This is a genomic window from Chlamydia serpentis (assembly GCF_900239945.1).
GTDB classification, from domain to species: Bacteria; Chlamydiota; Chlamydiia; order Chlamydiales; family Chlamydiaceae; genus Chlamydia; species Chlamydia serpentis.
This window is the reverse complement of sequence record NZ_LT993738.1, coordinates 1,159,181-1,172,152: the sequence shown is the minus strand read 5'-3', so window position 1 is coordinate 1,172,152 and position 12,972 is coordinate 1,159,181. Positions and strand designations below refer to the sequence as shown.

Sequence of the window (12,972 nt, the reverse complement as noted above, 5' to 3'; positions counted from 1 at the left end):
CGATGCATAGTCATACAATACAATCGGTAAATTCGTAAAGCTTTTTCTGTTTTTTTTCTTGAATTATATTTTATTTTTTGCATGAAAAAATTATTCAAATAAACCTCTCAGCATAGCTTCGAGGTGATTTTGAAAAATCTTAAATATTGCAACAATATAGAAAAAAAATCAGCAGATATGCAGCATAAGAGATCGTCTGACCCTTTTTATGGAACAACGACTTTTATTTTCTACAGATCAAAGGGAAAGTAATAAAACGTAGTATACACATAAGAGACAAGCACAGGGTAGCCAGAAAAAGCATCATAGTTCGACAAACAAAAGTCGCAATGCAAATCCGACTAAATCCAACAAAACGCAAGAAATAAAGCAGCACCCAAACCAGTTCTAAAAATCTAAGGAGGGTCTGTTTACATAATGTTTTTGTTTTTATAGGAGAAATTTGTCTTATCAGCTGAACAGACTTGACTAAATTTGGGTATCGCATAAATTTCAAAGTCGCAGACAGCGTTATGTTATTTGCTAAATGACCAAAAAAATGCAGTGCATCTTGTTAAAAATCCAGCATAAAAACCGCCCTATAGAAAAAAATGTATCTGAAGTTTTGATTGGAAAAATACAATTTACAACAACGTAGACAATATAAAATGAAATCCTCTGTATTAATAAGAAGATAAAATGGATGTGGAAAGTTTTGGCCAAGCTAACATGTTCTCTACAACACGAGGTAAATCATAGGAATCGAAATCTTCTATAGATAAAGGCAAGCGTAAATCTGGGTGAGCAATATAATTTTTGTAAGCAAGAACAGCTTTAATTCCAATGGGATTAGTTGTTTTATATAACCACCGACAAGTTGCTTTCCAAAGAGAAGCGTATGCTTCTTCTGAAGGGCTCTGAACGTAATCTTTGGCCTCTTGAGGCCAAGCATTTGACAGAACAGAAATTAAGCCATAAGCTCCAGATCGAGCCATGTCAGACCAACAAATATCATCTCCACAATAAAGGTGGATATTAGGAGCATTTTTTTTATAACGCTGGAATTCTTCTATCGAACCTCCAGAATCTTTAATTCCCAAAAACCGTGGGTGATTAACTAGGGCTTTTACAGTATCCGTATATAATGGAGTTCCTGCTCGAGCTGGGATGTTATAGAGAATAGCGGAATGTTTAGCAGCATTAAGCAGCGACTCAAACCATAAAAATTGCCCACGCTCTTTAGGTTTACTATAGATAGGACTCGTCATTAGAAATCCTGATATAGGCAGGTCATTACAAAAGTAAATCCAATCTAAAACTTCGTCTAGAAGTATTCCTGCAACTCCTACAAAAATAGGAATATTGAGTTGCAAATTACAAGCAAAGCAAACAATTGCCTGCTTTTCTTTTTGTGTTAATGAGAGACCCTCTCCTGTGCTCCCTAAAAGCACAACACCATTACCAATAGCATTTTGAACACGTAAAAGAGATTCTAATCCGGAAAAATCTATAGTGAAATTAGGAAAAAAAGGTGTCACACTTGCTGTGAGTAAGCGCATTACTATCCCTATCAAACTACTAAAACTTTTTGCTTCACATAATCATTATGCAATTGTTCTATAAAACCTTCTGCTAGATCCGAGGAAACAATAAAACTTAATGCCATAGAATTTTGACAGAAACAAAATACAGGCCACGGTAAAGCTTTCAGTTTCTCCGTAATTGTAGAGACAATTTTTGAAGAAGAAAGGTTATCCCCAATCATCGTAATTAATGCAACATTATGATGCAAATGTGTAACCCCAGAAATTGATAAAATATCTATAAGCCGTTCTTGAACCTCTTGGGAAATGACATCATCATCCATTACAAATCCGATCACGTTATTTTGTGCTGTCATTAATTTAGGATCTATTCCATATGATTCTAACACCCTTAAAATTTCTTCTAATCCTCGATACCCTAAAACATTATAGTCTACGGAACAAAAGCTCTGGTGCTGACTTAGGGATAAAGCTTTTATCCGAGGCTCGCAACTCACAGACTTATCGACCGCATAAACCCATGTTCCCCCTTTTTCAGGGTCAAATGTGGATGTAACAAAAATAGGAATCCCAGCACGAATACAAGGGACAAGCATAGGAGGATAGAGAACTTTGGCTCCAAAACTAGCTAAATTCTGCATTTCCTCAAAACTCAGTTCAGGAATACGTTGGGCATCAGAGATAACCTTAGGATCCATCGTATAAATACCATTGACATCAGTATAAATACGCACTTCAGCAGCTGTTGAGATTTCAGCTATCAAGGCTGCTGAATAATCACTACCCCCTCGACCAAGCAAAACTGTATCCCCTGAACTATTGGATCCAATAAACCCCTGAGTAATATAAGAAGTTTCATTAAACTCTAACTCATCCCAGTGTTCTTTCATAAGATCAAGGTTTGGAGTCGCACGCAGATAATTATCATCAGTTAAAATAATACTACGTGCTTCTAAAAATCCTAAATCCCATCCGTAGAAACTACAAACAACACGGACAAGAGAGGCTGAAATATCTTCTCCCACAGACAAAATATTAGCAAAATCGAGATCAGAAATTTGAATAGGTTGCACGTAAGGAAGCAATCGCGAGATCCACTTAGCAACTGAGAAAGGGATAGCAAGGTCATTTACAATATTCTGATGCTTTTCTTCGATTTTTCTTAGTATCTCCTTTCTACCTTCTAAAGTAGAACAGAAATCTACCAGAAGATCAGTAATACCTGCTACGGCACTAACAACAATAAATGAGGGTTTATCCTTGCAAATTATATCACAAACTAAACGAATATTTTCAGCAGTTGCTAAACTAGTACCGCCAAACTTATAAACTACCTTAAACACATTTCCCTCTTAAGATAGTTAGAAAAATAACTCTGTATATTTGCTAGTAAATTTCCTGCAGCTCCTCGCACTAGATTATGTATTAAAACATTCATTTTTATAGTGCGAAGATCTCCACCATACGTGATGGGCCCTATATGCACTCTCATATCGTCATGAGAAAGATGCTTACGCGCCTGAGGGTACCAAGGGTTATCATAAAGTTGATAAGTATTTGGGAACTCTTCATTTTTCTCTTGATAACAGTGGGAAATTTCCTCAGGATCTACATTCTGAGAAAATGTCACATGTAAAGAAAGCGTATGACCATAGGCTACAGGAACCCGATGGACAGTAACAGAGAGTTTACAAGACAAAGGTTGCTTACCATCTCCCAAAATTTTCTGAGTTTCTCTAAGAATTTTTTCCTCTTCTCCTACAATGTGAGGGACAGTATTCGCTAGAAGATCTAATGAGGGAACTCCTGGATATCCTGCACCACTTGCTGACTGTAAGGTGACAACATGTATATGATCTAGAGAAAATTTTCTTAAAGGAGCTAAGGCTAAAGCAATTCCAGAGACACAACAATTAGGACTAGTAATCATTTTACCAGGATAAGGTTGTTCTTCTAAGAGTCTGAAATGGCGCGTATTAATTTCAGGAATGATAATCGGAACCCAAGGATGCATGCGGTAGGCTGAAGCATTGGAAAAAACGATTTTTCCCTGAGACAAAAAATATGCTTCCATAGATTCCGCACTAGCAGGCAAGCAGGAAACTATCACATCTGATTTCACTTCTTCGATTTTGGATATATGTAAAGCACGGACAGCTTCGGGCATAGGGCTAATTGGTTCTTGCCAAACACAAGCTGCTAAATAAGGCTGTCCATATTTACTATCCGAAGCTACGACTTCGGCAATCACCCAATCAGGATGCCAATGATGAAGTAAAGCTACGAATTTCTGTCCAACAAGTCCGGTAACGCCTAAAACAGCGATTCGCATTCCTTTCGTTTCTCCATCTCAATGTTACTTATGTCAGAAGTAAGTCAATGATAATCATGTTTTTAGCCTCACGGCATTATTACTTCATATTGGCTTTAGAAACTGATTTAACCAATCACAATCTGGGGCAATCTAGACACTAAAAATTAAGATAATCTTCATCTATGATGTTGCACACCAAGTTTTTTAGCTGCGGCACTTTACACCCATCGACATCAAGATTGGGACTTTACGACGCAAAAGACCTTTAGCCCCGTATTTTAATGATCAACTGTCTTTTTAAGCAAGAAATGTTCTTTCTCTAAAATTAGCTGTAAAGCATCTTCAGGACTGTAAAGACCTGGTCCTGGACTAAACACCTTTAACCAATTTAAAATAGACAAGACTCCCTGACTAAAAACATCCCGAGAAAATATCGTATGGCGAATTAAAATTTGCTCCCCACAACTTATAAAGGCTACCTCGTGCTCACCAGGGATATCTCCGACTCGAGATGAATGTACTTCAATGTTTTTCTTAGAAGGATCGATGTTCGTTGCCTCATAATCCTCACCCCAATGCTCTCGTTTTACTTGCTTTATAGTATCAACTAAATCTTGAGCTGTTCCCGAGAGAGCATCCTTCTTATGTTTGTGATGAGTCTCTTTAATACGAATGTCATAACTTGCATTACACAATTGGGATAATAACATTACAAGACGCTTGTGCATATATGCTCCTAGACTTGCATTTGGACAAAGCACAATAGGAACTATTTGGGCTAACTGTTTAAGCCTATTATAACTTTCCATACATTTTCCAGGAAATGCCGTAGTCCCAATAATGAGGGGTTTAGGAAAACATAATAACTCGTTGACCACTTCCCTAGTCAATGATACATTTGAAAAATCAACAAGCACATCATTATGCATAATAACTTCACTAAGAGTCTGGGAACTCGTTCGTGAAAACCCCGGTCCCAAAATATATTCAGAAGACTCCTTTAATGCAGAGACAATAAGTCTTCCTGTTCTTCCAGAGCACCCAATAACTCCAACACGCATACATCTAATCCCACTTTCATATTCATATGGAGATTTTACAAAATACGGATAAAGAGAGACAAGCTTTAGCTGGACACAAATGTGTTTTTATTTTAAAATTTATTGAAATTTACTCCTTGCTCTCATCGTGTCTGATTTTTGAAAAGTAAAAAAGTAAAGTTCCTCTCATCTATTTATGTTTTCTTTAAGTATTCCATTTTTTCATCAAAATTTGTGGTCTCAGCTGCTTTCGTTTCGTTTTCCTTTATGGAAAAATTATTGTCCCTCAGTTTTTTTTGATTACTTAGAAGCTTTTGGCCTATTTTCTAGCTCCTTAGACATCCAGACTGTTGCCAAACTGTTAGAATCGAAAACAAGCTTTTCTTATTATCCTGTTTCAGGTTTCGTACCTCCCAATCGATATTTATCTTTATTGCACGATCATTGTTTCCCCATTGCCACTACGCTGCGAACATTCGATGAAAACGATTTTTCTTTGACTCCTGATCTCATCCACGACCTTTTAGGACATGTCCCATGGCTTCTTCATCCAGCTTTTTCTGACTTTTTTCTCAATATGGGAAGAATCTTCAATAAAATAGTAGAAAAAGTAAAATCTCTTTCTTCTAAGAAAGAGATCATCCAAATATTGCAGAGCCATCTCATGGCTATCGTACGCTGTTTTTGGTTCACTGTTGAAACTGGCCTTATTGAAAATCATGAAGGGAGGAAAGCCTATGGAGCTGCCCTTGTAAGCTCACCTAGAGAACTGCAATATGCCTTCACTAACGATATTCAGGTTTTTCCGTTAGAACTTGATCTGATTATCAATCAACCTTTTGACACATCAAAACTACAAAAAATTTTTTTCTCAATAAAACATTTTGATGAACTTCTAGAGCTAACTTTAAACCTGGAACAAATGATTGATCAAGGTCTATTAGAATCAGTCCCGCTACACAATCAAGAAAAATGTCTTACTGGTTTTGAGGTACTTTTCCAATGAATACTTTTTATAGAAAAACATTACTGTTTTCCTGTTTGTCTTTAACTTTTTCTTTACTTCTTATTCTCTCTAACCTTGTCCTTTCATCTAAGCTGGTTCCTACGGCTTTTTTTGGATTCATTATTCCAGGAGGGTTGATTCTTTATCCATTGACTTTCCTAATCTCAGATGTTGTTAATGAAATCTTTGGCCCTAAAAAAGCACGGTTCATGATTTTTTCTGCTTTTATTGCCAATCTCATAGCTTGTTCAATTGTGCAAATTTTTATGTTTTTCCCTGCGGTGTCTCCCGAAACCCATACTGCCTGGCACTACTTGTTTGATTTAAGTCCTCTTCGCTTTCTAGCCTCACTACTTGCTTTCATTATTTCACAGCAACTAGACATTATTCTTTACAATTTTTTAAAAAAACGAACTCCACACTCATCTTTATGGCTCCGCAGCAATGGGTCTACGTGGTGTTCCCAAATTCCTGATACTTTCATTGTAGATACATGTGTTCTATACTTTGGCATGGGACTTTCCTTTTCTCAAACCCTACACATCATGTTCTATTCTTATATTTATAAAATTACTTTTTGCGTTCTTACAACACCTCTTTTCTATCTTGCTGTAAAAAATATTCGCAAATCTTTGGGTATCTTTTCCGAAACAACTGCAAAAACATTTTATTTAATAAATGAAACCTAACAGTCTATATTGAAATCAGAAGAAGTTCATGATTAATTATAATTTAAAAACAGAAAAATCTTATCTTAAAACAAATTCTGTTTTTCCTTAAAAAATAGAATTTAAAACTTGGTTCTTATTGACTTTCTCTTAATTCCATGTAAATATCCTTAACTCCGTCATCAAATTCACTATCCTAGGCAAAAGAAATATGAGTGAAGAAATTCGATCTTGGTCACTAGAAGATATACATCAAATTTATCAAACTCCTATATTTGAACTTATTCACAAGGCTAATACCATATTACGTAGCAATTTCCCTCATTCAGAGGTACAGACCTGTTATCTAATTTCGGTTAAAACTGGTGGGTGTGTTGAAGATTGTGCCTATTGTGCACAATCTTCACGTTATCAAACCCATGTCAAACCAGAGCCCATGCTAAAAATTGTTGATGTTTTAGATAGAGCTAAACGTGCTATAAAACTTGGAGCAACTCGCATATGCTTAGGAGCCGCATGGCGTAATGTAAAGGATGACCGTCAATTTGATAGAATCCTTACTATGATAAAAGGTATTACAGATCTCGGAGCTGAGGTGTGTTGTGCCTTAGGGATGCTGTCTGAAGGGCAAGCGAAAAAACTCTATGACGCAGGACTATACGCCTACAATCATAACTTAGATTCCTCTCCAGAATTCTATGAAACCATCATAACAACACGTTCTTATGAAGATCGTCTTAATACTATTGAAATAGTAAATAAATCTGGAATCAGTACTTGCTCTGGAGGGATTATAGGCATGGGAGAATCCGAAGAAGATCGGATAAAACTTCTTCATGTTCTTGCAACAAGAAACCATATCCCTGAGTCCATACCTATAAATTTACTATGGCCTATTGATGGTACACCTTTGCAAGATCAACCCCCTATATCTTTCTGGGAGGTATTAAAAACAATAGCAACTACTCGTATTGTATTTCCAAAAACTATGGTGCGACTTGCTGCAGGACGTGCTTTTCTTACTATAGAACAACAAACATTATCTTTTCTATGCGGAGCTAATTCAATATTCTATGGAGATAAACTTTTAACAGTAGAGAACAGTGATGTAGATGAAGATGCTGCAATGATCAAACTGTTAGGTTTAATCCCCCGTCCTGCATTTTCAGTAGAGCGAGGCAACCCATCATGTCATGCCAACAATTCCTGATTGAGGGTTTGGCGCAATGTAAGTCCAAACACATCCATCGTTCTCTAACTATTAACTCCCATCTCATTGATTTTACCTCCAATGATTATCTTGGATTTGCGTCTTCTCCAGAGTTAAGACGAGAGTACATTCTAAAGTTGAGTGAAATTGAAACTCTAGGAGCTACAGGCTCTAGGCTTCTCACAGGACACTCCGAGCTCTGTCAAAATATAGAAGAAAAATTAGCTCTCTATCATAACTTCGAAAATTGCTTAATCTTTAATACAGGCTATACAGCAAACCTAGGTTTGCTCTACGCGCTTGCAAAGCCTCAAGACCGTATTCTGCATGACCTCTATATCCATGCTTCTATCTACGACGGGATTCGATTAAGTAGAGCTAAAAGCTTTCCATTTTATCACAATAATCTCAAACATTTAGAAAGGCGTTTAGCTAGTCCTCATCCAGGGAAGACCTTTGTCTGTGTAGAATCTGTATATTCTCTTCATGGATCCATAGCTCCTTTAAAGGCTATTAGTGAACTTTGTGAAAAATACTCTGCTTTTCTTATTGTTGATGAGGCCCATGCGATAGGGGTATTTGGAGAGCAAGGCGAAGGTCTTGTTTCGTCACTAGGCCTTCAAAATAAAGTCTTAGCAACAGTCTATGCTTTTGGAAAAGCCCTAGGAACTCATGGAGCTGCTATTGCAGGGAGTTCTGTACTCAAAGACTACTTAATTAACTTCTGTAGACCCTTTATCTATACTACAGCGCAACCCCCACATGCCCTGACAGCTATTGATCTTGCCTATGAGCATAATAAGCTGGCTTCTAGTCAGCGTAATCATCTTTATGAGCTAATTCGTTATTTTCGCAGAGGTGCTCAAGAACTTAGTTTTCAGCTAATGGAGGATAATGAAACAACTCCTATACAATCTATTTGTATTTCAGGCAGTAATCATGTGCGGCAAATAGCATTAAAAATACAGGAATTAGGTTGCGACGTACGTCCTATCGTCAGCCCAACAGTAAGGCAGAAGGAAGAACTGTTACGTATTTGCCTTCATGCTTTCAATACAAAAAATGAAGTAGATCTTCTTTTATATACTTTACAACAGGTGTGTTTATGCAACAAATCGTCATTGTAGGAATAGATACCGATGTCGGGAAAACTATTGTCAGTGCTATCCTTGCTACTGCACTTAAAGCAGAATACTGGAAACCTATACAAGCAGGAAGTTTAGAAAATTCAGATAGTAGTATTGTTCAGCAGCTATCAGGAGTATACTGTCATCCAGAAGCCTACCGATTGCACATGCCACTATCTCCGCATAAAGCAGCACGATTGGAAAATGTAGTTATCGAAGAAAAGAGTATTTATCCACCCAAAACTTCCTCAACTTTGATTATTGAAACTGCAGGAGGTTTTTTATCTCCCTGTACATCAAGCTCACTCCAAGGAGACGTGTTTTCTTCTTGGCCGTGTTCTTGGATTTTAGTGAGTAAAGCGTACATCGGAAGTATTAATCATACTTGCTTAACGATAGAAGCGATGCGCTCCCGCAATCTGAATATTTTAGGTATAATATTAAATGGGTATCCAAAAGACGAAGAAGAGTGGTTAGTTCAGACAACAAAACTCCCCTTACTCGGTAATCTTGCCTCAGAAAAAGAAATAACAAAAATAACAGTAAGCCAATACGCAAAACAATGGAAGGACTTATGGACAAGCAATCAAGAGAAAATCAGGGCTCTATCTGGCATCCCTTCACTCAATCTGCATTAGAACCTGATCCAATACGAATTGTACGAGGAGAGGGTGCTTACCTCTATACCGAATCTGGTGAAAAATACCTCGATGCAATATCTTCTTGGTGGTGTAATCTCCATGGCCATGGGCATCCCTACATCACTGAAAAGTTGTGTGAGCAAGCACATCAACTACAGAACGTCGTGTTCCCTAACTTCACTCATACACCAGCTTTAGAGTTAGTATCAAAATTAACCCCACTACTTCCTAAGGGTCTACAACATTTCTTTTTCTCTGATAACGGAGCCACATCTATTGAAATAGCAATAAAAATCGCTCTACAATACTACCATAATCAAGGCAAATCTAAAACGCACTTTGTGGGATTCAGTAATGCCTACCATGGAGATACATTTGGAGCTATGTCTGTAGCTGGTCAAACTCCTACAACCACTCCCTTTCATAATCTCTTTTTTCCTTGCAGTATAATCTCAGCTCCTTACTACGGGAAAGAAGAGCTCGCAATTGCACAAGCAAAAAAAGTTTTTTCTCAGGGAAATATCGCAGCGTTTATCTATGAACCGTTATTGCAAGGCATTGCGGGAATGGTAGTCTATAATCCTGAAGGCTTACTAGAGATTCTTAAACTTGCAAAGCACTACGGTATTATTTGTATTGCAGATGAAATTCTCACTGGCTTTGGCCGTACAGGTCCACTTTTTGCTTCCGAATACACTCCTGAGATCACTCCCGACATCATCTGCCTTTCTAAAGGACTTACAGGAGGGTATCTTCCACTAGCCTTAACAGTCACTACTGAGGAAATCCATAAGGCCTTTGTCTCTAAAGATCGCATGAAAGCTATGCTTCACGCCCATGCCTCTACTGGTGCTCCTCTAAGCTGCAGTGCTGCGCTTGCCTCTTTAGAACTCACCTTATCTCCAGAATGCCTAAAGCAAAGGCAAATGATAGAGCGTTGTCATTACGAATTCCAAAAAGCTCATGGCTCCCTATGGCAACGCTGTCAAGTCTTGGGGACTGTCCTTGCTGTAGATTATCCTACCGAAGCTACAGGATACTTTTCACAATATAGGGACCAACTCAATCGTTTTTTCTTAGAACGCGGTATTCTTCTTCGTCCTCTAGGAAATACTTTGTATATATTCCCCCCCTACTGCATTCAAGAAAAGGAACTCTACAGCATTTATTCTTACTTACAGGATGCTCTATGCCTACAACCACAATAAAATATGCTATCAAAATAGCCCATCGTTGGACCCCTATTCCTAAAGAGAAGGCAAGTATAACGCAAAAGTATTAATCAGACTTGTTTGATAACAGAAGCTATGAACTCCCTTAATGTTACTATTTTAGGTATAATATTAAACTGGTATCCAAAAGACCAAGAAGCGTGATGAGTTCAAACAACAAAATTCCCTCTATTCGGTGCTCTTGCCTCAGAAAAAGAAATAACAAAGATAAAAGCAAGCTACTACTAAAACAATGGAAAGACTTATGAACAAGCAATCAACAAAAAATCAAGGCTTTATCTGGCATCCCTTCATTCAATCTACATTCGAACCTGATCCAATACGAATTGTACGAGGAGAGGGTGCTTACCTCTATACCGAATCTGGTGAAAAATACCTCGATGCAATATCTTCTTGGTGGTGTAATCTTCATGGCCATGGGCATCCCTATATCACTGAAAAGTTGTGTGAGCAAGCACACAAACTAGAACATGTCATTTTTGCTAACTTCACCCATGCACCAGCTCTAGATTTAGTGTCAAAATTAACCCCACTACTTCCTAAGGGTCTACAACATTTCTTTTTCTCTGACAACGGAGCCACATCTATTGAAATAGCAATAAAAATCGCTCTGCAGTACTACCATAATCAAGGCAAATCTAAAACGCACTTTGTGGGATTCAGTAATGCCTACCATGGAGATACATTTGGAGCTATGTCTGTAGCTGGTCAAACTCCTACGACCACTCCCTTTCATAATCTCTTTTTTCCTTGCAGTATAATCTCAGCTCCTTACTACGGGAAAGAAGAGCTCGCAATTGCACAAGCAAAAAAAGTTTTTTCTCAGGGAAATATCGCAGCATTTATCTACGAGCCTATATTACAAGGAACTGCCGGAATGATAGTTTATAATCCCGAAGGCTTACAGGAAATTCTTAAACTTGCAAAGCATTACGGCATTATTTGTATTGCAGATGAAATTCTCACTGGCTTTGGCCGTACAGGTCCACTTTTTGCTTCCGAATACACTCCTGAGATCGCTCCCGACATCATCTGCCTTTCTAAAGGACTTACAGGAGGGTATCTTCCACTAGCCTTAACAGTCACTACTGAGGAAATCCATAAGGCCTTTGTCTCTAAAGATCGCATGAAAGCTATGCTTCACGGCCATACCTTTGCTGGAAATCCTCTAGGTTGTAGCGTTGCCCTCGCCTCTTTAGAACTCACTATATCTCCAGAATGCCTAAAGCAAAGGCAAATGATAGAGCGTTGTCATTACGAATTCCAAAAAGCTCATGGCTCCCTATGGCAACGCTGTCAAGTCTTGGGGACTGTCCTTGCTGTAGATTATCCTACCGAAGCTACAGGATACTTTTCACAATATACGGACCAAATCAATCATTTTTTCTTAGAACGTGGTATTCTTATCTCTATTTCAGGTAATACACTATATTTAGTTCCCCCTTACTGCATTCAAGAAAAGGAACTCTACAGCATTTATTCTTACTTACAGGATGCTCTATGCCTACAACCACAATAAAACATTTTATTAAAACAGCTCATCGTTGGAAGCCCGTTCTTCAAAAGATTGTAGCTTCCAACTATTGGCATGCGCAATGGGTAAATACCCTCTCCTTTCTAGAAAATACTGGAGCAAAAAAAATTTCTTTGAGTGAACATCCTACACAAGTGAAAGAAGAAGTTTTGAAGCATGCCTCTGAAGAATTTCGTCATGCTCACTATCTAAAAACTCAAATTGCTAGAATTTCGGAAACCCCTCTCCCTGATTACACATCCAAAAATCTTCTCGGAGGCTTTCTTACAAAATACTACCTCCAGATTCTAGACTTGCAGACTTGTCAAGTGCTGAAAAATCAATACCATTTATCAGGCCAAACTTTAAAAACTTCAGCCTATATCTTAGTAACCTACGCGATAGAACTGCGTGCTGCCGAACTCTACCCTCTCTACCATAGTATTCTAAAAGATGCTGGCAGCAAAATTACTGTGAAATCCATCATTTTAGAAGAGCAAGGGCATCTTGCAGAAATGGAACAGGAGCTTAAAGACATTCCTCATGGTGACGAGCTTTTAAGTTATGCTTGCCATTTTGAAGGGAATTTATGCTTGCGATTTGTTGAGAAATTAGAAAACATGATTTTTGGTACCCCTGCAACCTCGATAAATCCATAGAATTTTTCTTAGACGAGAAATAAGAATTCGGGCAAATTA

Annotated in this window: 12 protein-coding genes; 8 read left to right on the top strand and 4 right to left on the bottom strand. The window is 37.9% G+C overall.

The features are described from left to right. Nucleotides 1–662 precede the first annotated feature (662 nt). From dapA to C834KP_RS05105, 4 genes are all read right to left on the bottom strand, one after another. Nucleotides 663–1,538 (bottom strand): 4-hydroxy-tetrahydrodipicolinate synthase, encoded by an 876-nt coding sequence (dapA, locus tag C834KP_RS05120; RefSeq protein WP_108897083.1) that lies wholly within the window; start codon nt 1,536–1,538, stop codon nt 663–665. Between the two features lie 11 nt (nt 1,539–1,549). After that, nucleotides 1,550–2,866: an aspartate kinase gene (locus tag C834KP_RS05115; protein ID WP_108897082.1), complete on the bottom strand. Its 1,317-nt coding sequence runs from the start codon at nt 2,864–2,866 to the stop codon at nt 1,550–1,552. Next, entirely contained in the window at nt 2,854–3,855 is a 1,002-nt protein-coding gene (asd, locus tag C834KP_RS05110) for an aspartate-semialdehyde dehydrogenase (protein ID WP_108897081.1), read from the bottom strand. Before asd ends, C834KP_RS05115 begins: the two co-directional genes overlap by 13 nt. A 260-nt stretch (nt 3,856–4,115) precedes the next feature. Next, nucleotides 4,116–4,898, bottom strand: a complete 783-nt coding sequence (locus C834KP_RS05105) for a 4-hydroxy-tetrahydrodipicolinate reductase (RefSeq protein WP_108897080.1) — start codon at nt 4,896–4,898, stop codon at nt 4,116–4,118. A gap of 175 nt (nt 4,899–5,073) precedes the next feature. Here C834KP_RS05105 and C834KP_RS05100 point away from each other — a divergent pair, with 175 nt between their 5' ends. The 8 genes from C834KP_RS05100 (at nt 5,074) to C834KP_RS05065 (ending at nt 12,933) form a co-directional block, all read left to right on the top strand. Then, nucleotides 5,074–5,883 (top strand): aromatic amino acid hydroxylase, encoded by an 810-nt coding sequence (locus C834KP_RS05100; protein ID WP_108897079.1) that lies wholly within the window; start codon nt 5,074–5,076, stop codon nt 5,881–5,883. Further along, nucleotides 5,880–6,572, top strand: coding sequence for a queuosine precursor transporter (locus tag C834KP_RS05095; protein WP_108897078.1), 693 nt, complete (start codon nt 5,880–5,882; stop codon nt 6,570–6,572). Before C834KP_RS05100 ends, C834KP_RS05095 begins: the two co-directional genes overlap by 4 nt. 190 nt (nt 6,573–6,762) lie before the next feature. After that, nucleotides 6,763–7,761: a biotin synthase BioB gene (gene bioB / locus C834KP_RS05090; RefSeq protein ID WP_108897077.1), complete on the top strand. Its 999-nt coding sequence runs from the start codon at nt 6,763–6,765 to the stop codon at nt 7,759–7,761. Beyond that, nucleotides 7,740–8,888: an aminotransferase class I/II-fold pyridoxal phosphate-dependent enzyme gene (locus C834KP_RS05085; RefSeq protein WP_108897076.1), complete on the top strand. Its 1,149-nt coding sequence runs from the start codon at nt 7,740–7,742 to the stop codon at nt 8,886–8,888. Before bioB ends, C834KP_RS05085 begins: the two co-directional genes overlap by 22 nt. Continuing rightward, a complete protein-coding gene (gene bioD / locus C834KP_RS05080) occupies nt 8,867–9,526 on the top strand; it encodes a dethiobiotin synthase (RefSeq protein WP_108897075.1) in 660 nt (219 codons plus the stop codon). Before C834KP_RS05085 ends, bioD begins: the two co-directional genes overlap by 22 nt. Continuing rightward, nucleotides 9,463–10,737, top strand: a complete 1,275-nt coding sequence (gene bioA, locus C834KP_RS05075) for an adenosylmethionine--8-amino-7-oxononanoate transaminase (protein WP_108897074.1) — start codon at nt 9,463–9,465, stop codon at nt 10,735–10,737. The genes bioD and bioA (C834KP_RS05075) overlap by 64 nt, the downstream gene beginning before the upstream one ends. A 268-nt stretch (nt 10,738–11,005) precedes the next feature. Further along, nucleotides 11,006–12,280 (top strand): adenosylmethionine--8-amino-7-oxononanoate transaminase, encoded by a 1,275-nt coding sequence (gene bioA / locus C834KP_RS05070; protein ID WP_108897073.1) that lies wholly within the window; start codon nt 11,006–11,008, stop codon nt 12,278–12,280. Beyond that, complete coding sequence (locus C834KP_RS05065) at nt 12,262–12,933, top strand: ferritin-like domain-containing protein (RefSeq protein ID WP_108897072.1); 672 nt, start codon at nt 12,262–12,264, stop codon at nt 12,931–12,933. The genes bioA (C834KP_RS05070) and C834KP_RS05065 overlap by 19 nt, the downstream gene beginning before the upstream one ends. Nucleotides 12,934–12,972 lie beyond the last annotated feature (39 nt).

Coding starts and splice junctions, on each gene's coding strand:
- C834KP_RS05065 (WP_108897072.1), top strand. CDS start 12,262: ATGCCTACAACCACAATAAAACATTTTATTAAAACAGCTCATCGTTGG.
- bioD (WP_108897075.1), top strand. CDS start 8,867: ATGCAACAAATCGTCATTGTAGGAATAGATACCGATGTCGGGAAAACT.
- bioA (WP_108897073.1), top strand. CDS start 11,006: ATGAACAAGCAATCAACAAAAAATCAAGGCTTTATCTGGCATCCCTTC.
- C834KP_RS05100 (WP_108897079.1), top strand. CDS start 5,074: ATGTTTTCTTTAAGTATTCCATTTTTTCATCAAAATTTGTGGTCTCAG.
- C834KP_RS05105 (WP_108897080.1), bottom strand. CDS start 4,898: ATGCGTGTTGGAGTTATTGGGTGCTCTGGAAGAACAGGAAGACTTATT.
- bioA (WP_108897074.1), top strand. CDS start 9,463: ATGGACAAGCAATCAAGAGAAAATCAGGGCTCTATCTGGCATCCCTTC.
- C834KP_RS05095 (WP_108897078.1), top strand. CDS start 5,880: ATGAATACTTTTTATAGAAAAACATTACTGTTTTCCTGTTTGTCTTTA.
- asd (WP_108897081.1), bottom strand. CDS start 3,855: ATGCGAATCGCTGTTTTAGGCGTTACCGGACTTGTTGGACAGAAATTC.
- dapA (WP_108897083.1), bottom strand. CDS start 1,538: ATGCGCTTACTCACAGCAAGTGTGACACCTTTTTTTCCTAATTTCACT.
- C834KP_RS05085 (WP_108897076.1), top strand. CDS start 7,740: ATGTCATGCCAACAATTCCTGATTGAGGGTTTGGCGCAATGTAAGTCC.
- bioB (WP_108897077.1), top strand. CDS start 6,763: ATGAGTGAAGAAATTCGATCTTGGTCACTAGAAGATATACATCAAATT.